The organism is Vibrio sp. CK2-1 (assembly GCF_021726515.1).
Classification (GTDB): domain Bacteria; phylum Pseudomonadota; class Gammaproteobacteria; order Enterobacterales; family Vibrionaceae; genus Vibrio.
Map to the genome: position 1 here is coordinate 407,454 of NZ_JAKKCJ010000004.1, position 25,466 is coordinate 432,919.

A 25,466-nucleotide genomic window follows, 5' to 3' on the forward strand; every position below is an offset into this window, starting at 1 on the left:
GTGACCTACTTAGTCACGATGAGTAATGATCCAACAGTTATGGATATGCTTATTGCGAGCAAAATCCATCGGTAATGTCTTCGCTGAAATGTTCTCAGCCTTCAGACCTAGTTGCTCTAAACCATCAAGATCCATCTTAAATAGGCGTTTATTGTTCGAAAAGACCACGACGGCATCTTCACGCATCAGACGCTTTAGATTTTCCATCAACATTAAGTGATCACGTTGAATATCGAAGGTTTGCTCCATACGTTTTGAGTTAGAAAACGTTGGTGGATCGATAAAAATCAGATCAAACGTTCTGTCTTCATGCTGCAGCCATTGCAAACAATCCGCTTGTTCAAATTGATGCGCTTCACCCGTAAAACCATTGAGCTCCATGTTACGTTGAGCCCATTGCAAGTAAGTATTCGACATATCAACTGTCGTGGTACTTTTCGCTCCACCAGCCGCGGCATGTACCGTTGCACTGCCCGTGTAGGCAAACAAGTTCAAGAAGTCTTTACCTGCTGCCATTTGACCTAAACGACGGCGGGTTAATTTATGATCGAGGAATAGACCGGTATCAAGGTAGTCTTGCAAATTAACCAGTAGTTGCACGCCATATTCGTTCACTTTTAAGTATTCAGAATCTTGCGATAGTTTCTGGTATTGGCGTTTACCTTTTTGCTTTTCGCGGGTTTTGATAACGACTTTATTGGCATCAACACCTAATACCTGAATTGTCGCACGAATAATATCGGTCAAACGACGCTTAGCCACTTCTTCTGGAATAGTCTTTGGTGGCGCATACTCTTGAATAACGACGTGATCTAAATATAGATCAATCGCTACATTGTAATTAGGTAGATCAGCATCATAGGCACGGTAGCAATCTAGTTGCTCACGCTTCGCCCATTTACCAATTTTGGTTAAGTTTTTCTTTAAACGGTTAGCGAAATCAGGGGCAATTTGCGCCTCTTCTTTTTCTGAATGACGCAGCGTTTCGCCGTTTGGATTCACTCGTGCGGTAATTGAGTAGTTCTTTTGGTGACACGGTAACGCACCATTGCTCAATTTATATTGCTTATCCGCGCGCATACGTAGACAACTTAATAACTCTTCACTTGAAGAGAAAATAGAAGCCTGACTACCCGCAAACTCACTCTTTAATTGCACACCAAACGACGTATACAGAGCAATAAGGCCAGGTTCAGTACCTAAACGCTCACCATAAGGCGGGTTACAGATCACCACGCCTTCAGTAAAGCCCTGAGGTTTTTCAAGTTTAGCGGCATCACCTAGGTTAAATTGAATCACACCTTCTAAACCAGCACGCTTGGCATTGTCTTTGGCTGTTTGTAGAACGCGACGATCATTATCAATACCAAAGAAACTATTTTCACCAAGCGCTTTAATGCCCTTTCGACCCTGTACGCTAGCTTCGGCTTTAATTTCAGCCCAAGTTTCAGCTTCAAAATCATATAGAGATTCAAAAGCCCAAGTTGCACGTTGGATACCTGGAGCCACATTCGCAGCCATTAAAGCCGCTTCGATAAGCAAAGTACCTGAACCACACATAGGATCGAGTAATGGCTGTGATTTATCCCAACCACTACGGCTAACAATTGCACACGCTAAGGTTTCTCTTAATGGCGCTGCACCGGCTTGAATACGATAGCCACGTTGATGCAAACCACGGCCTACCATATCAATACCAAGAATCGCTCTATCACGATGCAAACGAACATGGATACGAAGATCTGGCTGATCTTTGCTGATCTCCGGACGACCTAAGTCTTTTTTGGTAAAGCTATCAACGATGGCATCTTTTACTTTCATCGCACCATACTGACTGTTGCGAATTTCGCGGTTGGTACCATTGAAATCAACAATTAAACGCTTTTTCACCGAGAAATAAGAAGACCAATTTACTGCAGATGCCGATAAATAAAGATCCATATCATCGTTACAGTAAAACTCAGAAAGAATTAATACGAAACGAGAAGCCAAGCGGCTCCATAGGCAACAGCGGTAAAGTTGTGCATTGGTAGCAGTAAATCGAACCCCTGCTTGCACTGGTTTTGCATCGGTAACACCTAATTGTGTCAGCTCATCAGCGAGCAAGTTTTCAAGGCCATTAGATGTTATCGCTAAATATTGATTCATTATAACTTTCAGTACGGTAATAAATGGACCCGAATTATATACCCAAGTGGCCCTAAGATGCGACCACCTACATGCTTTAAGCACCGAATATCACAGAAAAGTCATCATATTTTTCCACATTCATCATTGAACACTTCAAATACCCACCTGAACGTCTAACTCCAGCACTTAAATCCTATACAACTAGTACATCTGCATTCACTAACTTTACTTTATTCAAATATGCAGCATGCGCATATATAAAAAATCAACACTAAAACGGAAGTGAATACTTATTCACCCAATAAAACACCCGAAACTGGTCTATACCAACTGTGTTTTTACAGTGTAAATTTATTACCAAATAAGCTTAAATGGGGAATTTGTTCACTTTGAAGGGAAGAAATGCGATGAAATAAGGCTTAAAAAAACTTTCACTTTTGCTTTAAATTAGCCTTTTTATTGCTTTTATTTTGCCCTATTCACAGTTTTTAGTATTTATTCAGAGTGGTAAGTGGCGAATCAATAGCCAAACTAAAGCAATATCATTTGATTTTTAGGAGGTCGTTAACTGAATACGTTAACTATTGGTGGGAAATTTTAGACAAAAAAAAGCCGGCGCTAAGGCCGACCGAATGAACAACAAGGAACGAACTGGTTTAGATAAGGTAATTACCCTACCATTGCATAAGTTTCAAAGTGAGTATGTAAGTTAGCTTTCGCAAAGCGATCGTGCATCACTTTAATTGGCTCACCAAATTTAAGCGCTTTGGACTCTGTAAGACTGAAATCACGCAAAGAGACAGAGACACAAATGCTGGCGCTTTCTCCAACTTCGACCACCATGAAATGGCCCTCAGAGAAGCAATTACGTAAATGTACAATCTCCCCCTCTTCTGGCGCAAAATCGCCGCCTTGTGAAGAGAAGAACCAACTCTTAGGTTGAACTGGTTTATGAAAGCGACGAGCTGCGACGCTGTTTAATGCCAATTCTGCTTTTCTTGGTTCTGATAAAGGAAGTACATCAACTTGTTGTTTAAATTTGTGGTAGCTAGATGCATCATCAACAGAAAATTCATTTTCTTGAAATGCACTGTTTACTAGAAGTTTTTGAGGAAGATTTACGCTGAAAACCATGTCCCGCCCAAGATCCAGCATAAGGGACTTGTTGGTCTCATTGTAATACCATTTCCATGTATCACTCGGTTTAAGCATTGTTTCAGCCTCTTCAAAAATAAAGTGAAATAGACACTCCACTTCTCGTCTATCCGTTAGATGTTCTTAGATTGTACAAACAGATAGGCAAAAAAAAAGAGGAAAACATATTCCTCTTTTCAGGCTGAAATTGATTTTAAGGTGAGAACTTTTTCTTGCTTTTTTTAATAACCTCAACTGAAAATAACTAGGCTCAACTATAGTTAACGAGTCTCAATAGAAGTTAAATATTTTTAACGATATCTTTGATCAAGTTAGGTCCGTGATAAATGAAACCCGAATACACCTGCACTAGTTTTGCACCAGCCATCATTTTCTCTTTTGCCGCAACATAAGAGTCAATACCACCAACACCAATGATCGGGATCTCTTCACCTAGCTCTTTATAAAGCTGACGGATCACTTCAGTACTTTTCGATTGAACAGGACGGCCACTTAAGCCCCCTGTTTCATTGGCATTTTTCATACCATCGACTAAAGTACGATCCAATGTTGTGTTGGTTGCGATAACACCATCAATCTTATACTTCTTCAGTGAATCACAGATTTGCTTTAATTCATCATCGGTTAAATCTGGGGCAATTTTTAACGCTAATGGAACATACTTATCGTATTGCTTAGCCAGTTCAGTTTGTTTTTCTTTTAATGCCGACAATAATTCATCCAAAGCTTCACCGTATTGTAGTGTGCGTAGCCCCGGAGTATTTGGAGAAGAAATGTTTGCCGCAATATAACCTGCGTATGGGTAAACTTTTTCCATACAGATTAGGTAGTCTTCCGTACCCTTTTCAATTGGCGTATCTTTATTCTTACCGATATTGATACCTAGGATGCCATCGAAGTTTGATTGCTTAACATTTTCAATAAGCGCATCAACACCTTCATTATTGAAACCCATACGGTTGATGATCCCTTCTGCTTCGATAATTCGGAAACAGCGCGGTTTATCATTACCAGGTTGTGGACGTGGCGTCACAGTACCAATTTCTAAAAAACCAAACCCCATCGCGCCAAAAGCATCAATGCATTCGCCATTCTTATCCATGCCAGCTGCAAGGCCGACGAGATTCTTAAATGTCAGTCCCATCACTTCAACAGAACGAGTAGGTAGATTTTGTCGGAAGAAAAAGTCTAAAGGCGTACCATTCAGTCTTCTTAAATTCTTAATCGCTAATTCATGTGCCGTTTCTGCATTGAATTTAAACAAGCCAGCTCTGGCGATACGGTAAAGCATACTTCCTCCAAATAAGATCAAAAAAGCCCCGAAATTCCGGGGCAAAGTATACCTTTGTTATCAGCCTTATACTACTGCAATCGTTTGCAGTGCTTTGATCTCATGCTGTTACAGATGAGATCAAAGCTAAAACACAAAACATTAGTTACGCGGTCACCTATGTAATCACTTGTTAGCGGCACAATTTAAGTTTAAAAGCATAAGCTCACGAAGTGCGACGGAAAACTTAGCGAATTCATGTGCAGAACCGACTTTGAACTCATTCAAAATATTTTCCCAACGTTCTAGTGATGGTCGATTAGATTCCAGCCAATCACTTAACTCACTTTCTACTTTCCTAGCTTGCTTATCATCACAACGACAAGAAAGAACTTGTAATGTTAAATTGCGTTGCTGCCAATCGAGATCTTCACGGAATGTCGCACGAGCAAGTGCTTGCCAGTGATTATCAACCGGTTGATTATTGATTTGATTCAAGAACCAATGCAGCGATAATCGGTCTCCTAAAGTGAAATACATTTTCGCGGTTTGCTCAATCGTCACCTTACATTCAGCGGCTACCGTAGAAATATCTAAAGCAGAATACAAGCTGGTTAAACGAGATATCTTATTGGCCAATTCAGAATCAACGCCTTGCTTGATCCAAGACTGAGCTTGCTGATTGTGCTCTTTCACTTCATCTTTGACTAAGTAATCATCAATTCCCGCCTGAACAGCAACAACATCAGCTTGGTAGTGTTGAATGATCTCATTAACACTTAATTTCAGCATACGATTTCGCAATAGCCAACGTGATGATCGGCGTAAAATACGACGTAAAGACATCAATAATTCATACTGTACTTCCGCTGTGGCGGTGTTATCTAGGCTTCGCACCTTGTCAAACATAGAGCCAGCATCAAATATCTCTCTCGCAGCAACATAGGCATTAGTAATATCAATCACACTTGCCCCTGTCTCATCATGTAAGCGCGAGACAAAATTACAGCCCATTTCATTGACCATTTGATTGGCAAGTGAGGTGGCGATAATTTCTTGTCTCAATGGATGTTGATCCATGTATGAACCATAGTTACGGCGTAACTTGGTTGGGAAGTAATGAGTTAACAATTGCGCATTAAATGGGTCATTGGCAATCTCTTCACAAGCAAGTTGCTCTTTAAGCACCATTTTAGCGTAGGCAATCAATACTGAAAGCTCAGGTCGAGTCAGCCCTTTGCCCTGCTTTTCCCTCTCCAATAAGGTTTCATCGTCAGGAATATATTCTAAAGCGCGATCCAATTTACCCAGCTTTTCTAACGCATGAATAAAGCGAATTTGTTCTTTCACCTGAGCGGTACCTTGATACTCACTCACCGAAATAGACTCTGACTGGCAGTACGCGTCTTCTAAAACAATCTCGCCAATTTCGTCTTCCATACTATTCAGTACTTCATTACGCTGCTTGATGGTAAGATCGCCATTGCTGACTAGCGTATTCAAGAAGATCTTAATATTCACTTCATTATCAGAACAATCTACACCACCAACATTATCAACAAAGTCGGTATTTACTCGGCCGCCAGTGAGTGCATATTCAATACGACCAAGCTGCGTCATACCTAAGTTACCGCCTTCACCAACTACTTTTGCACGTAGTTCTCGGCCATCAATACGCAGACTATCATTGGCTCTATCACCAACATCAGTATGATTTTCTTCTGACGATTTAATGTAAGTACCGATGCCACCGTTCCACAGTAGATCAACATTCATTTTCAGCAGTAACTTGATCAACTCTGTTGGCGTGACAGATTGCTTTTGTGTACCGACCATTTTTTGGATCTCAGGAGTCAATGAGATCGACTTGGAACGTCTTGAGAATATGCCGCCTCCTTGCGAGATCAAGCTTTGATCGTAATCTTCCCAACTCGATCTTGGCAATTTGAACAAGCGATCCCTTTCTTTCCAACTGCTTGCTGAATCTGGGTTTGGATCAATAAAGATATGCATGTGGTTAAAGGCCGCTTGAAGTCGAATGTGTTTCGATAACAACATGCCATTACCAAATACATCACCGGCCATATCGCCAATCGCAACACAGGTAAAATCAGTAGTCTGGCAATTAATTCCCATTTCGCGGAAGTGGCGTTTCACCGACTCCCAACCACCTTTAGCAGTAATCCCCATTGCCTTATGGTCGTAACCATTTGAACCACCAGAAGCAAAGGCATCACCTAGCCAAAAGTTGTATTCAGCCGAAACTGAGTTGGCAATATCGGAGAAGGTTGCCGTTCCTTTATCCGCTGCGACAACAAGATAAGCATCATCGGCATCATGTCTAACTACATTAGTTGGCGGTACAATTTCTCCTTCAATAATGTTATCCGATACATCCAATAACGCGCGAATAAAGCGTTTGTAGCAACGTTGACCTTCGGCAAAAATTTCATCTCGAGTAGTGAAATTTTGTTGGCGCTTACAGACAAAGCCACCTTTTGCCCCTACTGGAACAATCACGGTATTTTTAACTTGTTGTGCTTTAACCAAGCCTAAAATTTCAGTACGGAAATCTTCTTGGCGATCTGACCAGCGCAAACCACCACGAGCGACTTTGCCAGCACGTAGATGTACACCTTCCACATCTGGTGCATAAACAAAGATCTCGAACTCAGGCACTGGCGCTGGAATTTCTGGAATATTTCTCGGCATCAATTTCAACGCTAGCCACGGCTTCTCGATACCGTTTTCATCAGTTTGATAGAAGTTGGTTCGGATGGTCGCTTGGATCATTTCCATATAGCGACGAATAATCCGATCATCATCTAAGCTTTCAACTTTCTCTAATTGCTCTTTAATTGAAGCAACTAATTTCTCTTCTGCTTTGCCTCTTGCTTTTACTTTTGGATCAAAGCGTTTTACAAATAAGGCAACTAAGGCTTGTGCCAATTTAGGATGATTAGAAAGTGTATCTTCAATGTATTGTTGACTAAATGGGAAGCCGACTTGACGCATGTAACGCGCATAGCTTCGTAAAATTGTGACTTCTCTACCCGTTAAACCAGCAGAAAGAATCAATCTATTAAAGCCATCACTCTCTAGATCGCCTGACCAAATGGCAGCAAATGCTTTTTGGAAACGATCTTGCGCTTCACGTAGATCGACACTTTGATCACCACGGTGCAGCATAGAGAAATCTAAGATCCAAAAGACCGTCCCATCGGATTTTTCGATCTCGTATGGTGACTCTCCGATCACTCTAAGCCCAAGGTTTTCAAGCATTGGCATTACATCAGAAAGATGAATCGGCTCATTGCGGTGATACAATTTTAGGCGTACTGCTTTTGAATCGGCTCTGACTTCTTGCGGCCGATAAAACAACATGCCCAGTTTTTTATCTTCATTTAAAGATTCCAACAGTTCAATATCGGCAACGGCTGTGCCGCCAGCTAACGTGGCTTCTTTATATGAGCGAGGGAAAGCATCCTGGTATTGCTTAGCTAGTTCGGTGCCTTTATTTTCGCCAAAATTACCCATAATAGACTGGGTTAAACGATCATCCCAAGATGAAGACGCTTCCATCAGATCCCTCTCAATCGTTTTAACATTGATACCTTGAACATTGATATCTTGATTATTATTATCCACTCGCACTATGTAGTGGGTTCTTGCTAGCGGGCTTTCCGAAAAATAAGTAGTAAACTCAACATCTTGATCGCTTTTAAAGTAGTTCTTAAAGATCTGCTGAGTTTTGAATCGAAGTTCTGTGTTGTAACGCTCTTTGGTTACGTAGACCATGCAACTAAAGAAACGTCCAAATGGGTCTTTGCGAACAAATAAACGTAATAAATCACGATCTTGCATTTGCACAACACCCATACCCACTTCAAGTAACTCTTCTTCACTAGCTTGAAGTAGTTCATCTCTTGGGTAATTTTCTAAAATATTATGCAGCGCTTTCCAGGAATACGATCCTTTTAGATAACCACTTGATTGTAAAATGCGCGCGACTTTATCTCGAATAAGCGGAATGCTACCGACACTTTGGTTGTAAACTGCTGAAGTATATAAACCTACAAAACGATGCTCCCCAATCACCTTGCCTTTATCATCAAACTTTTTGATGCCAACATAATCGGTGTGAGCGCGACGGTGAATAGTAGAAGCATGACTGCCTTTTGTTAAAACCAGTAGCTCTTGCTTAGTCACTTCCATTCTTGCGGATTCAAGCAGTTCAGATAGTTTGTAACTGCGAATGCGACTTTCTTGTTTCAATAAACCAAGTGCAGGAGATTGAGATGGATTGAGCTCCAAGTCCCCTTTTGTAGCTTTTAGCTCAAACTCTTTGTACCCCATAAAGGTAAAGTTATGTTCACCAAGCCAACGTAGAAATGCTAAATCTTCTTGTAGTCTTTCTTTCTCTAGTGGAATATTATTGATGTTGTCTTCGGTTTCTTTTATTGCAAGTAGTAACTTGTCACTCATCTTGTGCCAATCTTCAACAACTGAGCGAGTATCTTTCAGAACCGACAATAATTCGTCTTTCAATTCCGACATGCGAGCTTTGTCATTCAAACGATCTATTTCAATATGAAATAACGATTGCATATCACCTTGCCCATCATTAATCGCGACAACTTCACCTTTATTTCTACTAATTTGAGTAGGTGCATTGGCCATAAAGTGACTGGTTAAGCCTAAACGATTGATCGCCATTTTGACTGAGTCTACTAAAAATGCAGAATCAGGAACGACTATCTCAATAACCGTATGACTCGACTGCCAACCTTGGCGGCTTAATGTTGGGTTGAACACTTTTACTGACACCATATCGGCGTCTTTTTCTAGGATGTGCTGCCACAAACTGACAACCGCACCATAGAGATCAGATTCATTCCTTTGAAAAAGATCATCTTGCGAAATATTACTGTATAGATGTTCAGCTAACTTGCTGACTAAAGGCTGAGTTTCCGATTCTAATTTGTCCTGTATAAGTTGATAGACTTTCTCAAGTAAGACAGGGGTGACTTTTTCACTCGTTGGCATCTTTACACTCCACAAAATGGGGATATTATTTTTATATTGTTCACGTTACGAAACGGTACTAAACACTACTGAAAAACGGCTTGTTAGAATCTTTGCTGTCTTATTCTAAAAGCTACCAGATGTTATTTAGATACAGGTATATTGTAAGAGTAGTATTGATAGAAAGTTAAATGGTTTCCTAGCGATATACAGGATAAAAGTCGAATATGTGACTTAGGCACTTATTGGAAGCACTTCAAAATAATCAATGTAAAAATGAAACGTCTGTTTAAGCAACTCATGACAATCACTTTCGCTACAGAGGAGATGATTTTTCGGTATTTTCTATACTTAAAAATGATAAATCGCCCTGTTTCCCAAAGAACTTGTCCCAAAGACCTTTTCCCCAAAAGTTAAAACGAAAAAAGCAGCCCGAAGACTGCTTATGGATTGATCACTTAATGGTATGAAAATCGTTAGAACTAAGAGTTACGCCTCTAGTGCCTTATTGATTTTTTCATAAAGATCTTTAGCGAGATTCTCAAGTTTCGATAACTTTTCTAGCTCAGTACGAATAAGCGCCTGACGAGTTTCATCGTATTGACGATACTTCAATAAAGGATCGATCATACGAGAAGCAACCTGCGGATTACTTTCATTGAGTTGAATAAGAATTTCACTGGCAAATTGATAACCCGAACCATCAATGGCGTGGAAGTTCACTGGGTTTTGTCCAAAGAAAGCACCAACCAAGCTGCGTGTTCTATTTGGATTTTTCAAGCTAAATGCAGCATGAGACATAGTTTGCTTAATCATCTCTAAAGCATTATTTGCAGGATTGGTTCCTTGCAACATAAACCATTTATCCATTACCAAGCCATCATGGCTCCACTTATCACTAAAATCTTTCATTAGTGATTCACGACAAGCTAATTTTGCTTGGTTGGCTGAACTCATCGCCGCCATCGTATCTGTCATATTATTTGCAGATTGATATTGTGCGGTGACCAGTTTTTCACCTTCATCCGTCACGGCCAAATAAGCTAAGCAAGTATTACGTAATGAACGCTTACCAATACAATCATGCTCTACCGAATACTGCTCTTGCTTTAAGCTGTGGTACATAGCGGTTAGTTCTTCAACTAATTCTGCTGAAATGGCACGTTTCATAAAGCCTAGTGCCTCAGCGATTGCATCGACATCAACCGGTTTGAACCAACCTGCTACTTCGTTCTGACTTGGAAGCGTGAGCATTTCGGCGATAAAGGCAGGCTCCAATGTTTCACTTAACAAAATACCTTTAAAAGCATCAAGCACAGATTGTGGTAATGACAATTCTTTGCCCGCTTGGAATGCGGCGATATTTTGACGTAAATATTTGGCAATCAAATTCTGTCCAGCATCCCAACAAGCAAATTCATTCTGTGCTTTGACCATTAGGAACATCAGATCTTCATCAGAATAGTCGTATTCTAATTTAATTGGCGCAGAGAACTCACGTAGTAACGAGATCACTGGCTTTTCTGAGACATTTTCAAACACAAAGCTTTGTTCAGCTTGGGTAAAATTCAACACATTGCCGACGGGTTTACCATTGATAACCATAGGAATGATGCTGCCATCTTGGGCATATAACTCAACATTCATTGGAATATGAAGAGCTTGTTTTTCAGGTTGATCTTGTGTTGCTGCTGTTGCTTGAGTCAGCTGTAAAGTGAAGGTGTTATTTTGCTGATCATAGCTTGTTGTCGCTTTTACTTGTGGCGTACCTGATTGGCTGTACCATAAACGGAATTGCTGTAAATCAACACCAGATGCATCTTCCATCGCCGCCACAAAATCATCACAAGTCGCCGCGGTTCCATCATGGCGCTCAACGTAAAGTTTCATGCCCTTTTGGAAATTCTCTTCGCCCAGTAATGTGTGGATCATTCGGATCACTTCACTACCTTTTTCATATACTGTTAAAGTATAGAAGTTATTCATTTCTATCACTTTTTCAGGACGAATTGGGTGTGACATTGGGCTGGCATCTTCAGCAAATTGCGGGCCACGAATGATGCGAACGTTATTAATACGATTCACTGCGCGCGAGCCTAGATCGGAAGAAAACTCTTGATCACGGAAAACCGTTAAGCCTTCTTTCAGACTCAATTGGAACCAATCACGACAAGTAATTCGGTTACCCGTCCAGTTATGGAAATATTCATGACCAATCACTGCTTCAATACCTAGGTAATCAGTATCGGTTGCGGTTTGGTCATTCGCCAATACGTACTTAGAGTTAAAGACGTTCAAACCTTTGTTTTCCATTGCGCCCATGTTGAAGAAATCAACTGCCACAATCATATAAATATCAAGGTCATACTCTAATCCAAAGCGCTCTTCATCCCACTTCATAGCATTAATCAGTGAAGTCATTGCGTGTGGCGCTCTATCTAAATTGCCTTGATCAACGAAGATTTCTAACTCTACTTTACGACCAGACATTGTCGTATATTGATCTCTTAATACATCGAATTGGCCAGCCACTAAAGCAAACAAATACGATGGTTTTGGATGTGGATCCGACCATTTCACCCAATGACGACCATTATCAAGATCACCACTATCCACTCGGTTACCATTGCTTAGCAAATAAGGGTTGGTTTCTTTATCCGCAATAACGGTAGTAGTGTATTTTGCCAACACATCTGGGCGGTCAAGGAAATACGTAATTCGGCGGAAACCTTCAGCTTCACACTGAGTACAGAATGCACCGCCAGATTTATACAAGCCTTCTAATGCCGTATTTTCAGATGGATTAACTTTAGTGATGATGGTTAATTCAAATTCTTTCGGTAAGTCATGAATATGAAGATTGGTGTCAGTAAGTTCATAAGCTGACCACTCCACTCCATCAATTTGAATACCAGCCAACTCCATATGCTCACCGTCTAAGGTAAGTGTTGAGTTATCTTTTTGCTTAATCACTTTAGAGACAGCAGTAACCGTTGTCTCTTGATCAAATAAATCAAACGTTAAATCGAGATCGCTAATCGTAAAATCTGGAGAAGTGTAATTTTTACGGTACTTAGCTTGTGGCTGGTGAGTCATATTCAATCCTTTTCATGTTCGAATGAGTCAAACCATTCTTGCACAAAATATTGATATTTCCCATTAGCCCACAACAGAAATGCTAATAATCACTTTATCAAAAGCTATTATGATTATTTATTAAGCTGCCTTTGCTATTTTTCAATGAAGCTTGAGGTTGCTACGCTGAAAAGCAATATACATATCAACATCATGACTACTCAACACTAACTGATCAGAGTTTAATGCAAATTGAGATGACTGCTCCCCATCGCTATAGATGAAGTAAATGTAATTGTCTTCTATATAGTAAACGCCGTCACGATACTTGTTATCACCTTTCTCATTAAAGGATTGAATGGAAAAATAAAAGTTGGGGTATAAAACCAAATCAATATCAGATACTGAACTAGAAGCTACATCCCCACCTTTTACTTCAATACTACGCCAGTAGCCGGATAAATATTTAGGTACCGTTTTATTAAACGCCACACCATTTAATAAAAGTTGATTGGCATTAACAGTATATTGATACGATTGAGGAGCCTCAGACCGAGTACCCAGAATGATTTCTGCATTACTAACGGAGTATTCTCCAGACCATGAGTGAACCGTATGATCTTTACGCTTAATTTGAATTTCAAATTGGTAGTTAGATTCTAATTGCAGAGTAATCGATAGGAAATCTTCGGGGATTAATTCTGGAGAAGGATTAATCACATGCCATTGTCCAATCAAAAAAGGATTATCGAACAAAAACATATCATATTTTTTAGGTGACTCGAACGCTGCGGCCCCTAAGGCAAGACTACTTAATAACACAATTAAACTTTTCATCCGCCTCTCCCAGTATCATTGTAAACAAGACAAAGGCTCTTCACTCAGGCATATCGAAAAGGAAAAGACTTGAACCTATTAATTAAGGATAGTTGTATGTTTTAAGAGCAGCAAATTGAATTGCATAAAAAAAGCGAGACCGAAATGGCCTCGCTTGATATAGGTAAAACAGAACGAATATAATTAACTATTTGATAAATCTGCAGTAATAGAAACAGCTTCATCTAAGTAAGCATCTGGTGCTTCATAGTCTTTAGGGATATCGTCCAAAGTTTTAAACTCTGGTTTACCTGCTAATTTTTGACGCTTGTTTACACGCTCTAATCGCTCTTTATCCGCTTTATCGACTTCAGCTTCACGGAATTTCTCATTTAAAGAAATCGTTGTATCATCTTTTTCTGCTTGATATTTCTCAATATTTTTCTGAATAAATGAAAACTCAAGGTCGTTAGCAATACGCTGCTTATGTAAAGTGGTTAATTTCGCGACTTCCGCTTGTAATGCATCTTTCGATTCAACTGGAGTATAGTTAGCCGCAGGGATTTGGTCCCAAGGCAGAGCGTTATCTTCTACACTTTCCCCTGTATCTTCAGGAGCAATCGCACTTGGAAATGGAATATCAGGTGATACGCCTTTTCTTTGTGTGCTGCCACCGCTGATACGGTAGAACTTTTGAATCGTATATTGAACGTAACCTAATTCTTGATCGAACGTATCATAAATATGCGTCAATGAACGATGCTGCTGTACCGTTCCCTTACCATAAGAATTTTCGCCAAGAATAATTGCACGATCGTAGTCTTGCATGGCAGCAGCAAAAATTTCAGATGCCGATGCACTGTAGCGGTTAATTAATACCGTTAATGGACCATCGTAATGCTCAACAACATCGGTATCGCTATCAACATTGACTCGGTCATAACTATCACGCACTTGAACCACTGGCCCTTGAGTGATAAATAAACCCGATAAATCAATCGCTTCTGTTAATGCACCGCCGCCATTGTTACGTAAATCAACAACCACACCATCCACTTTCTTCTGATTAAACTCAGCAAGTAGTTTATTGGTATCTTTTGCTAATCCAACGTAGAAACTTGGTACTTCTAGTACACCGATTGTTTTTCCATTCTTTTCGATAACTTTCGATTTAACGGCACGGTCTTCTAGACGAATTTTATCACGCACAATTGTGACAACGTGACTTTTTGCACTCTTCCCTTCAGGCAAGATTTGCAGATTAACTTTGGTACCTTTCGGACCTTTGATCAGTTGCACGACATCATCAAGACGCATTCCGATGATATCAACCATCTTCTTACCATCTTGACCAACCGCAATGATTTTATCCCCTTCAGAAAGTTCTTTCGAACCCGCTGCTGGGCCACCCGTTACTAACGAACGAATAATAGTATAATCATCTTCCGATTGTAGAACCGCACCAATCCCTTCTAGCGACAAGCTCATCTCAGATTGGAATTCATCCGCTGAACGTGGCGACAGGTAACTAGTATGTGGATCGATTTGGCGAGCAAACGCATTCATGTAGATTTGAAAAACATCTTCACTATGAGCCTGAGTAATTCGCTTGATGGCATTGTTATAACGTTTAGTTAATAACTCCTTAATTTCTGGCCATTCTTTACCAGTCAATTTAAGGTTTAACGCATCATACTTTACTCTTTGACGCCATAACTCATCGACTTCAGCTGTATCCTTCGGCCATGCAGCTTTAGAACGATCAAGTTCCATTTTCTCATCAGTATCAAACTTGATTTCATTATCGAGCAAGGTTAATGCATAAGAAAAACGCTCGTAACGACGCTTCATTGATAGATTAAACATATCAAACGCAGCTTTGGTATCGCCCGACTTCAATTGATCATCAATATCCGTTTCAAATGGTTTGAAACTATCAATATCAGCTTGAGTGAAAATATTACGGTTGTAATCGAGAGATTCTAAGTAGCGATCGAAAATACCTTTAGAAAAAGCATCATCTAGATTGAAGTGTTTGTAATGAGAACGAGTAAAACGTTTAGCGACTCGTTGACTTGCAATTGCATGCTGAGATTCAGGAGCCAGAGTTGGAATCTGTGACTCGCTGATCGTCGGCTGTACAGCAAATGCAGAGTTTGCTGCTAGCGTTAAGCTAGCAGCAAGTAGTGAAACTTTTAATCGGCAATTCATGCGTAGGAATATCCTTTTATACGCGCAAGTGCTCCGCTTTTACGACCATTTGTAAGCCGTTAGCAAGACGGACACGAACATCGTCTTTATTAATCTCAACAATCGTTGCAGCCATGTTGCCTTGACCCATGTTTACATTGATATCTTTACCGATGACAATTTCATCTGATTTCAATTCACGAGTTTCAACGACTGGCGCTTTTTGAGCAGGTTTCTTAGATTCAGCTTTTGGCTTACGTGGCGCTTTCGGTGTCGCTGCTTTTGCTTTAGCTTTAGCCGCTCTTTCTTCACGGTTTTTATCCGCTTGTTCTTTACGACGAGCTTGAACACGAGCTTTGCTTTCTGCAAGCGTAGTTTGAGCGTGCTCAACATGTTCGGCTTCTAACTCACCGCATGCATTACCATCAAGGTCAACACGCGTTGCGCCTAATTTTACGCCGTGAAGGTAACGCCAAGATGACGTGTATTGACGTAAAGCAGCACGTAATTGAGTTTTACTTACTTTAGGATCTTCGTTTAGACGCTCAGCAAGATCTTGAAAGATACCAATTTTTAAAGGCTTTGCTTCGCCTTCTAAAGTAAAGCATTGTGGGAAACGTTCAGCAATATAGGCAATGACTTCTTTGCTGTTCTTTAACTTTTCAGTGTTTTCCATGAGGGTTCCTGGTTGGTGCGGTCTCATCCGCACGGGTGTTCGTATAAATAATTCACGCTATTATAGTGAGATGGAAACGAAAAACCACCAACACGTGCAAATTAACATGGGTTATTATGCCCATATGGCGATAAAAAGTTTTTTTTCACTCAAAAATGCACGTTTCACACTATTTATTTAACTAACCTAATTTTGTTATTTAAAGTGAGTTTGCAATATTAGCTCAACTTCTTTCATCATTGCGACCAATCCTTGCTCATCTTCTTCCGAAAAACGACCAATATTTGGGCTATCTATATCTAAAACGCCAACCACTTTATTATTGACCGAAAATGGAATAACAAGTTCCGAATTACTTTGGGCATCGCAAGCAATATGGCCTTCAAACTGATGAACATCATAAATGCGTTGCACACTATTCTCTGCAGCTGCTGTACCACATACACCTTTTCCTAATGGAATACGTACACAAGCTGGCAAGCCTTGAAAAGGTCCCAATACCAGTTGGTCGTCTTTTAACAAATAAAAGCCTACCCAGTTAACTTCTTCTAATTCCATGTTCAATAACGAGCTAATATTAGCTAAGTTAGCAATAAGATCTGGCTCAGATTCAATTAATGCTTTTACTTGGGCGGTAATACGCTGGTACATCTTTAGACTCATGCTTTGTCTTCCATCTTTTTTTCAATTTACGTACAATGCCTTACATTGCAAATAGGAATCATTATCACGTATGAATAATAACGATAGGCATCTGATTAACCAGAGTTGGTTGTTCACTCAAGTTAAGAAACACAAGGGTAAATTAATCTTTGCCAATGTGGTAGCAATTTTGGCGACTATTATCAGTGTGCCTATTCCCCTACTAATGCCTTTAATGGTCGACGAGGTGTTACTCAATAAACCGTCTAGCGGCATTGAGTTTATGAATGCGCTTTTACCCCATTCACTGCAAAACCCAACCGGATATATTGGCTTTGTTTTTTTTCTGATCGTGCTCATGCGTACCGCAAGCCAACTACTTAATATAGTGCAAAGCCGACAGTTTACTTTGGTATCAAAAACCATCACCTATCACATTCGTTCGAGAATGCTCGATAAGCTCGGATTAATTAGTATTCAGCAATACGAAACCCGCGGTAGTGGCGGAATTAATTCCCACTTAATTACCGATGTTGAAACCATAGATTCTTTTATTGGAACCACTCTTAGTAAATTCATCATCAGTTTTTTAACCGTTTTTGGCACCGCTATTGTATTGCTCTGGTTAGACTGGCGATTAGGGCTGTTTATTTTATTGGTCAACCCTATCGTCATCTACTTTTCACGTAAGCTTGGTAGCAAAGTTAAGCACCTGAAACAAAAAGAAAACCAATCCTTTGAGCGTTTTCAGAATCGTTTAATTGAAGTACTGGATGGTATTTATCAGTTACGAGCATCCAATAAAGAAAAGCTCTATTTAGAACAATTAAAGCAACAAGCCGATGAAATACGCCAAGATGCCGATAAATTTGCCTGGCAATCTGAAGCAGCGGGACGTTTGTCCTTTTTGCTCTTCCTTCTAGGCTTTGAGCTATTTCGTGCTGTCGCCATGTTAATGGTGCTATTTAGCGACCTAACTATTGGCCAGATTTTTGCCGTGTTTGGCTATCTGTGGTTTATGTTAGGCCCAGTGCAAGAACTACTAGGCGTCCAGTTCTCATGGTACAGCGCTAAAGCGGCATTACAGCGCATCAACTTATTACTACAAATGGAAGAAGAACATCGTCCAACGTCGACAATTAACCCATTTGAAGCTGATAAACCTGTTGATATCAAGATCAATAATGTTTGCTTTGCTTATAACGAGGAATCACAAGTCTTAGACCATTTGAGCCTAGCGATACCTGCGGGCAAGAAAGTGGCGCTTGTTGGTGCCAGTGGCGGAGGGAAATCAACATTAATTCAGCTACTTATCGGCGTATATCAACCGCAAAGCGGCACAATCCAGTTTAACGGTGAAAATGCTGATAACATTGGTTATGAAGTGATTCGAGATCAAATAGCAGTTGTATTACAGCAACCTATCCTATTTAATGACACCCTCAGGAAAAACCTGACACTTGGTAGTGACTTTCCTGACAGTGCTTTATGGCATGTATTAGAAGTTGCTCAACTAGATGATGTGATCACTCAGCTTTCTGACGGTTTAGATACCCAGGTGGGTCGACAAGGCGTTCGGTTATCGGGCGGGCAAAGGCAGCGACTATCAATTGCGCGTATGCTACTAACCAATCCGCAATTTGTGATATTAGATGAAGCGACATCCGCTTTAGATACTGCGACAGAATCAAGACTACACAAAGCGATGAATGCCTTTCTTGACGGGCGCACGACTCTTATCGTTGCTCATCGTTTGTCTGCGGTACAACAAGCCGACCTTATCTATGTTTTAGAAGACGGCAAGGTCATTCAAAGTGGTACTCACCGAGAACTAGTGGTTGAAGACGGCTTATACCAAACGTTATACGGTAACGCCGAAAAAGACAAGTATGACAATCTAGTATATAAGTAGAGTAATAATAGAGAGCAATATGAGCGCTGATAATGTTCACGACATGAGTTCCAAAGTAGAAGGTGAGGATAATCTATCCAACCTTTCTTCGAACTATGCGCCAAACATCACCCAGCAAGCTCAGTCCTCTATTATTTGTCCTTGTTGTGATATGACAGTCGTGACTCAAGATTTGCGCTTAGGGATTAATGCACACTGCCCTAGGTGCGATACTTTGCTTTACCGTGGCAAAGACTTCTTACTCAATACCAACTTAATGCTGGCTTTTAGTGGCTTACTATTTTTCATCCCTGCTTTATTTATCCCCTTCATTACCATACGCCTCATTAATGTAAATTTTTCATCTACACTCGTTTCAGGGGCATTTGCACTATTTAATGAAGGTTTTTACGCACTTGGGATTTTAATTTTTCTATGTTCATCGGTTATTCCCGTGCTGTTATTTGCTTCTGTGATTGGGGCGCATTGGGGGTTAAAGCATAAGAATTTTACTGCTTTTAAATACTCTCTCGTCACTTATCAAAAAGTAAAACATTGGTGGATGATTGATGTTTTCTTATTAAGCATTGCGGTGGCCGCTTTCAAACTTCTTGAGTACTCCACCGTTACCCCACAAATTGGTTTAGTTTGTATCACCTTATCGCAAATTATTGCTATTACCTTAATTGTCCGCATGAGTGTCCGCCGTTATTGGGAAGCTTGGAGCCCTAGTAATGAGTTGGAGATTACGGCTGTCGAATCTCACTGTCAGCACTGTCATCTATCTCAAGCTAACAGCGATAACTGCCTGCGCTGTCATAGTCCTCTCATCTATAGAAAACCGAACTCTATCCAAAAAACATGGGCATTTTTAATTGCGGCAACCGTCTTTCTTATTCCTGCCAACTTTTTAGAAATATCAATTATTTTCAGTAATGGCATTCGTTATCAAGATACCATCTTCTCGGGCGTTGTAAGCTTAACCAAAGGCCATATACCTATCGCAATTGTGATTTTCGTAGCCAGTATTTTAGTCCCTGTAGCTAAAATTGTGGGTTTAGCTTATATTTTGATCTATATACAATTAAAATCATCACTCGACCAATATAAAAGAATGAAGCTCTATCTCTTTGTAAAGTGGATAGGAAAATGGTCAATCTTAGATCTTTTTGTCATCGCGACCACCATTGCACTTGTCGACCGTGACCAAATTCTGGACTTTTCACCCGGCCCTGCCGCAATGGCATTTGCTGCGGTAGTGGTATTAACCATGTGTGCAGCTGAAAGCTTAGATCCGCGCCTAATTTGGGATACACCGTCTAAAACCAACAATAAGAATGAATCCTCTTATGAACAATGAGACACCAGAAAACCAAGTCAAACTAAAACAAGATCGTAAAATATCGCCACTATGGATTTTACCGATCATCGCTTTATGTCTTGCTGGCTGGCTTGGCTATAAAAGTTATAGTGAAATGGGTCAACGTATCCAAATTCACTTTACTAATGCTCAAGGGCTTATTGAAGGTAGAACGACGATTCGTTATCAAGGTTTAGAAGTTGGTATCGTCCGTAAAATCAGTCTATCGGACAATTTAAAAGACATTTATGTCACTGCTGACATTTATCCTAAGGCCGCCAAACTTTTATCTAAAAACACTCGTTTCTGGCTGGTCAAACCCAAGGCAAGTTTAAGTGGCATTACTGGTCTTGATGCGCTGGTATCCGGTAACTATATTGCTATTCAACCGGCAGAAGATGTCATGGATGGCAAGAAGCATGATATATCTAAAGAGTACACGGCGCTGAAAGAAGAACCGATGGATATCCGAGCCCAGAATGGCGTCAATATCACTCTGACTTCCAAAGATTTAGGATCCATTTCTGTCGGCTCTAAAATCATGTTTAGAAAAATTCCGATCGGCGAAGTCACCAATTTCACCCTAGCCGACGATGCGAGTTCAGTAAAAATTCAGATATCGATTAAGCAAGAATATGCTCATATTGTTAATTCAGACAGTCGCTTTTGGAATGTGAGTGGCGTCAGTGCGAGTGTTGGATTTAATGGAGTCGATGTTCAACTAGAAAGCTTGAATTCATTGCTCATGGGCGCCATTGCGGTGGATTCTCCAGAAGATGGCCAACCGATTAGCGCAGATAAAGTGTATAAGCTCTACCCTGATATCAAAACCGCGGGTCGTGGTATTCGAATTACCATGGATGTGCCAGATAACAGCAATATTTCAGCTAACGCCCCTATCATGTACAAAGGCATAGAAGTCGGCCAAATAACCGATATCAACTTATCCGATGACAAAAGCAAAGTGGTCGCCTCTGCCGCGATTCAGCCTGCATTTTCAGATGCGTTAAATACTGGATCTCATTTTGTGTTAGAAGAAGCTAAACTTTCTTTGACTGAAATGAAAAATGTCAGCAACTTTATTCGCGGTAATTTTCTGAGCTTAGTACCCGGCACAGGGCAACGAGCACGTCATTTTAATGTTGTGAAAAAGAATGAATTACTACGAGCTTCACATCAAACCACCCAAATTAATTTAGCCGCAGACGACACCTACGGCCTAGAAGAAGGTACACAAATTCTCTATCGTGGCATTCCGGTAGGTAATATCAATAAGATTTACCTTGATGGTGAACGCGTTCGTTTTAATGCTCAAATTGATACCCAATATTTACACTTGATTAAGTCTAAAAGCCGATTTTTTATCACCTCCAGTGTCGATGCCAGCTTTACTGGTACCGGTATTAACGTCTCTATGCCTCCTATTAAGCGTCTTCTAGCAGGCTCTGTCAGCTTTGATAGCCTTGGTGATGACAAAATCAATTCAGAGTACCATTTATACGCAAGTAAGCCGTTGGCCGATCTAGCTAAGTATGAAACGGCAGGCTCAACTGGCTTAACGTTATTTGCTGCTAGCCTACCTCCTGTTTCGATTGGTAGCCCAATTTTGTACCGCAATTTAGAAGTCGGTAAAGTTTCGCAATTTTCATTAGTTGATGGCGGAGTTAAAATTCAAGTTCGAATCGAAAACCGCTACAAATACTTGCTCACCAAACAAACGGTGTTCTGGAACCATTCTGGCGTTAAAATCGATGCCAACCTAAGCGGCCTAAGCGTGACCGCGTCACCTATTGCTAGTTTACTTAAAGGCGGAATCTCATTTGATAACTTGGCAGGCGTTGAGAATAAACTCAATGATAACTGGATCTTATATCAAGATTACAAATCCGCTCGCCAGTTTGGGCGTAAAATCACCCTAGTGACAAAAGAAAATGAAACCGTCGCCAAAGGCATGCCGATTAAGTATCAAGGTGTTCAAGTTGGTGAAGTAACGCTGGTTCACCTTAACTTCCCAGGGAAAAATGTTGAAATTTCGGCGCGCATCTTCCCTGAATATGTCGATAACATCGCGAAGAAAGGTAGTCATTTCTGGGTAGTCTCGCCTGAAATTGGTCTCTCTGGAGCAAAACACATCGATACTATTTTAAGCCCATATATCGAGGTCTCTCCTTCTGATTCAACTCAACTCAGTTATACCTTCAACCTTGAGACTCAAGACAAATCGACCAGTGGCACCACTTTTTATCTACAGAGTTTAAGTCGTTCTTCGGTAAAAGTTGGCGCACCGATTCTCTATCGAGATTTTGAAATTGGTCATGTAACTAGTGTTGAACTGGGCGATCTTGCTGACCGAGTCATTACCACTTTTGAGATTGAGCCTAAATATGCTTATCTGATCCGTAAAAACTCGGTATTTTGGAATGTTTCTGGGGTGAATGTGAGCATAGGTTTATCTGGCGCAAACATAAAATCTGGAACGGTTGATAATGTATTACGTGGTGGCATTGCCTTTGCGACACCAGACGATGAGTCCTTACAGCCAAAAGCGGCGGTAGAGTCCACATTCTTACTCAATAAAGAACCAGAACCAGAGTGGCTCACTTGGCAATTAGCAATCCCCAAGTAGTCGCCGTGATCAAAAAGTGAATTAACCGAAAATGCAGTTGTTAAATCAGCTGCATTTTTTTTTATATCAGTTAAAATTCGCCCCTACTTTTTATACGCGTTGAGGCCACTCCTTTGCACTCTAATGTCAAGCTACCCAATGAGTTTCTTGAACTTGTTAAATCCACTATGCCAAGTCATTTGTCTATGGAGGATTTTATTGCAGCATGTCAACGGCCTCTTCGTCGCAGTATTCGAGTCAATACACTCAAAACTGACGTAAACGCATTCAAAGCGATTTCAGCTGAAAATGACTGGGAACTATCGCCAATTCCATGGTGTGAAGAAGGATTCTGGATAGAACGTGAAGATGAAAACGTCCCACTAGGCAATACAGCGGAACATTTAGCCGGTTTATTCTACATTCAAGAAGCCAGTTCAATGCTACCTGTCAGCGCATTATTAAAAGACAATGATAGCCTTAACCTAGTACTCGATATGGCGGCTGCTCCCGGTTCAAAAACCACGCAAATCGCAGCGGCGATGAATAATCAAGGCGCACTGGTTGCGAATGAATACGCCGCTAGCCGAGTTAAAGTGCTTAGTGCCAACATTCAACGCTGTGGTGTTCATAATACGGCTTTAAGTAACTTTGATGCACGCGTATTTGGCGGTTGGCTTCCAGAGCACTTTGATACCATTTTATTAGACGCGCCCTGCTCAGGTGAAGGCACAGTTCGTAAAGATGCTGATGCGATGAGTAATTGGGATTTAAAGTCGGTTGCTGAGATAGCTGAAACACAAAAAGATCTGATTGAAAGCGCCTTCTACGCTTTAAAACCGGGCGGTACAATCACCTATTCTACCTGCACACTCAATCAACAAGAAAATCAGCAAGTCTGCCTACACTTAAAACAAAAGTTTGGTGATGCCGTTGAGTTTTTGCCACTAGGTGACTTATTTGAAAACGCCGAAAAAGCGTTAACTGAACATGGCTTCCTGCATATTTACCCACAAATATTTGATAGCGAAGGCTTCTTTGTCGCAAAAATCAAAAAGCTGTCATCGGTTCAAGCGCCTGAAGTAAAAAAACGTTTGGGTAAATTTCCTTTTGAAGTGGCTAATGACAAAACCTGCCAACAACTTCAACAAGAATTACAAAACACCCTTGGTTTGGATATTCCCACCAGCAGCCAAGTATGGCTACGAGATCAAGAAGTATGGCTATTCCCTACTGCTATGACTCATATGATCGGCGAGCTTCGTTTTAGCCGAATTGGCTTGAAATTAGCCGAAGTGTTAAAACCCTCCAAGAAGAAAAATGCCCCACTTTATCGTTGGCAACATGAAGCGGTCATGGCTTTAGGTAAAGCAAGCAATGCTAAAAGTGTTGAGTTAACTATCGAAGATGCTCGTGAATGGTTTATGGGACGAGATGTTCGTCCAAATATAGAATCAGGTATTGGTGAGGTGATGGTTACCCATTCAGGCGCAGTTATCGGCCTTGGAAAATGGGTAGGAAATCGCATCAAAAATGGACTGCCGCGAGAGTTAGTCCGAGATAAGAATTTATTCTAGGCTTGTTTTTATAGAGTAGCTTTCTAGGCTACTTTCTACAGCGGCTTTTTACGGTTATTAGCTGAACGGCTAGTCATATATTCGGCTCGTAGACTACTCATACGAGCCGTATTCTTTTACTGATAAAGTACAACAGATAACTACTGCACCACTTCCCACTGCTTAGCTAAGCGGTTTTTGGTCTTGCCAGCTAACCACTCATTCACTTTGGTGAGCAGTTCGGTATTACTTTTATCCATCATGTAGACTTTGTAACTCTCGGTGCCGGCAAGGACATCTTCTGAGGCGATACAAAACACGCCTTTTTCATGGTTTTGGTAGTACTTGCCCTCGATTAAGTCGGTAAACATCACATCAGCTCGGTTCGTTCTAATCGCTTGCAAAGTATCAAAATTATCTTTCTTACGTATAATTTTCGCTTGTTTAATATGCGAATTTACATACGCTTCGTTAGTACCACCAGGGTTAACCACCACTTTCACTCTAGGCTGGTCAATATCCTCTAAAGTCTGGAAAGCCAATTTTTTACTGCAATGACTTAATGCTATTTTGCCGTTTTTGGCGACAGAATTAGATAACGCGAATAGTTTCTGCCTTTGTGCCGTTTTAGTGACGCCACCAGCCGCAATATCAAATTTGTCTGCCATTAAATCCGCACTTAGGCTTGGCCAAGATGTTTCGACAAACTTAACCGTTAGCCCTAAAGATTGAGCTAAATTCTTAGTCATATCGACATCAAAGCCGACCAAGTGCCCTAATTTATTACGAAATGACAACGGAGAATAATCGCCAGTGAGTCCAATGCGTAGCTCACCACTTTGTTTAATTTCATCCCACGTTCTTGCTTGAACCGATTGAGCCATTAACGAAACACAAGTGATCAGTAAGCACACTCGCCCCGTAAACCAATGTTGTTTCTTTTCCATTGTATCCGCGCCATGAACCCACGGGGCGATATTGTTAGTGTTTGAAGTTCCAAGGCAGGAGTGCATCGATATCAGGTTCCGCTTTCGCTAACTCCTGCATGCACTTGACCATGTAGTCGTAAACGATA

Annotated in this window: 14 protein-coding genes; 4 read left to right on the forward strand and 10 right to left on the reverse strand. The window is 40.7% G+C overall.

Annotated features, from left to right (window positions below):
* Positions 1-9: 9 nt before the first annotated feature.
* The 9 genes from rlmKL to L3V25_RS13125 form a co-directional block, all read right to left on the reverse strand.
* Positions 10-2,148 carry a bifunctional 23S rRNA (guanine(2069)-N(7))-methyltransferase RlmK/23S rRNA (guanine(2445)-N(2))-methyltransferase RlmL gene (rlmKL, locus tag L3V25_RS13085; RefSeq protein ID WP_237295932.1) on the reverse strand — a complete coding sequence of 713 codons (2,139 nt, stop codon included), beginning with the start codon at positions 2,146-2,148 and terminating at the stop codon, positions 10-12.
* 651 nt (positions 2,149-2,799) lie between these two features.
* Positions 2,800-3,342: a cell division protein ZapC gene (locus L3V25_RS13090; RefSeq protein ID WP_237295934.1), complete on the reverse strand. Its 543-nt coding sequence runs from the start codon at positions 3,340-3,342 to the stop codon at positions 2,800-2,802.
* A gap of 223 nt (positions 3,343-3,565) precedes the next feature.
* Positions 3,566-4,576, reverse strand: coding sequence for a quinone-dependent dihydroorotate dehydrogenase (gene pyrD / locus L3V25_RS13095; RefSeq protein ID WP_237295936.1), 1,011 nt, complete (start codon positions 4,574-4,576; stop codon positions 3,566-3,568).
* Positions 4,577-4,741: 165 nt separating this feature from the next.
* Entirely contained in the window at positions 4,742-9,601 is a 4,860-nt protein-coding gene (locus L3V25_RS13100) for an NAD-glutamate dehydrogenase (RefSeq protein WP_237295938.1), read from the reverse strand.
* A 468-nt stretch (positions 9,602-10,069) separates the two neighbouring features.
* Positions 10,070-12,676, reverse strand: a complete 2,607-nt coding sequence (gene pepN, locus L3V25_RS13105; protein ID WP_237295940.1) for an aminopeptidase N — start codon at positions 12,674-12,676, stop codon at positions 10,070-10,072.
* A 141-nt stretch (positions 12,677-12,817) separates the two neighbouring features.
* Positions 12,818-13,492 (reverse strand): hypothetical protein, encoded by a 675-nt coding sequence (locus tag L3V25_RS13110; RefSeq protein ID WP_237295941.1) that lies wholly within the window; start codon positions 13,490-13,492, stop codon positions 12,818-12,820.
* 183 nt (positions 13,493-13,675) lie between these two features.
* Positions 13,676-15,682, reverse strand: a complete 2,007-nt coding sequence (gene prc / locus L3V25_RS13115) for a carboxy terminal-processing peptidase (RefSeq protein ID WP_237295943.1) — start codon at positions 15,680-15,682, stop codon at positions 13,676-13,678.
* Positions 15,683-15,698: 16 nt separating this feature from the next.
* Complete coding sequence (proQ, locus tag L3V25_RS13120; RefSeq protein WP_237295945.1) at positions 15,699-16,337, reverse strand: RNA chaperone ProQ; 639 nt, start codon at positions 16,335-16,337, stop codon at positions 15,699-15,701.
* A 195-nt stretch (positions 16,338-16,532) separates the two neighbouring features.
* Positions 16,533-17,000, reverse strand: a complete 468-nt coding sequence (locus tag L3V25_RS13125) for a GAF domain-containing protein (RefSeq protein ID WP_276574037.1) — start codon at positions 16,998-17,000, stop codon at positions 16,533-16,535.
* A gap of 70 nt (positions 17,001-17,070) precedes the next feature.
* Between L3V25_RS13125 and L3V25_RS13130 the strand changes: the two genes are divergently transcribed.
* The 4 genes from L3V25_RS13130 to rsmF all read left to right on the forward strand — a co-directional run bounded on the left by L3V25_RS13130 (position 17,071) and on the right by rsmF (position 24,412).
* Complete coding sequence (locus L3V25_RS13130) at positions 17,071-18,891, forward strand: ABC transporter ATP-binding protein (RefSeq protein WP_237295947.1); 1,821 nt, start codon at positions 17,071-17,073, stop codon at positions 18,889-18,891.
* A 19-nt stretch (positions 18,892-18,910) separates the two neighbouring features.
* Positions 18,911-20,230, forward strand: a complete 1,320-nt coding sequence (locus L3V25_RS13135) for a paraquat-inducible protein A (protein ID WP_267135487.1) — start codon at positions 18,911-18,913, stop codon at positions 20,228-20,230.
* The gene (locus L3V25_RS13140; protein ID WP_237295949.1) at positions 20,220-22,856 is read left to right on the forward strand and encodes an MlaD family protein; all 2,637 of its coding nucleotides are present in this window, start codon (positions 20,220-20,222) and stop codon (positions 22,854-22,856) included. The genes L3V25_RS13135 and L3V25_RS13140 overlap by 11 nt, the downstream gene beginning before the upstream one ends.
* 113 nt (positions 22,857-22,969) lie before the next feature.
* Entirely contained in the window at positions 22,970-24,412 is a 1,443-nt protein-coding gene (gene rsmF, locus L3V25_RS13145; protein WP_237295951.1) for a 16S rRNA (cytosine(1407)-C(5))-methyltransferase RsmF, read from the forward strand.
* A gap of 140 nt (positions 24,413-24,552) precedes the next feature.
* On the opposite strand, the gene L3V25_RS13150 is transcribed toward rsmF, so the two are convergent.
* On the reverse strand, positions 24,553-25,338 hold the full coding sequence (locus L3V25_RS13150; RefSeq protein WP_237295953.1) for a transporter substrate-binding domain-containing protein: 786 nt from the start codon (positions 25,336-25,338) through the stop codon (positions 24,553-24,555).
* Positions 25,339-25,466: the final 128 nt, after the last annotated feature.

Coding starts and splice junctions, on each gene's coding strand:
- rlmKL (WP_237295932.1), bottom strand. CDS start 2,148: ATGAATCAATATTTAGCGATAACATCTAATGGCCTTGAAAACTTGCTC.
- L3V25_RS13090 (WP_237295934.1), bottom strand. CDS start 3,342: ATGCTTAAACCGAGTGATACATGGAAATGGTATTACAATGAGACCAAC.
- pyrD (WP_237295936.1), bottom strand. CDS start 4,576: ATGCTTTACCGTATCGCCAGAGCTGGCTTGTTTAAATTCAATGCAGAA.
- L3V25_RS13100 (WP_237295938.1), bottom strand. CDS start 9,601: ATGCCAACGAGTGAAAAAGTCACCCCTGTCTTACTTGAGAAAGTCTAT.
- pepN (WP_237295940.1), bottom strand. CDS start 12,676: ATGACTCACCAGCCACAAGCTAAGTACCGTAAAAATTACACTTCTCCA.
- L3V25_RS13110 (WP_237295941.1), bottom strand. CDS start 13,492: ATGAAAAGTTTAATTGTGTTATTAAGTAGTCTTGCCTTAGGGGCCGCA.
- prc (WP_237295943.1), bottom strand. CDS start 15,682: ATGAATTGCCGATTAAAAGTTTCACTACTTGCTGCTAGCTTAACGCTA.
- proQ (WP_237295945.1), bottom strand. CDS start 16,337: ATGGAAAACACTGAAAAGTTAAAGAACAGCAAAGAAGTCATTGCCTAT.
- L3V25_RS13125 (WP_276574037.1), bottom strand. CDS start 17,000: ATGAGTCTAAAGATGTACCAGCGTATTACCGCCCAAGTAAAAGCATTA.
- L3V25_RS13130 (WP_237295947.1), top strand. CDS start 17,071: ATGAATAATAACGATAGGCATCTGATTAACCAGAGTTGGTTGTTCACT.
- L3V25_RS13135 (WP_267135487.1), top strand. CDS start 18,911: ATGAGCGCTGATAATGTTCACGACATGAGTTCCAAAGTAGAAGGTGAG.
- L3V25_RS13140 (WP_237295949.1), top strand. CDS start 20,220: ATGAACAATGAGACACCAGAAAACCAAGTCAAACTAAAACAAGATCGT.
- L3V25_RS13150 (WP_237295953.1), bottom strand. CDS start 25,338: ATGGAAAAGAAACAACATTGGTTTACGGGGCGAGTGTGCTTACTGATC.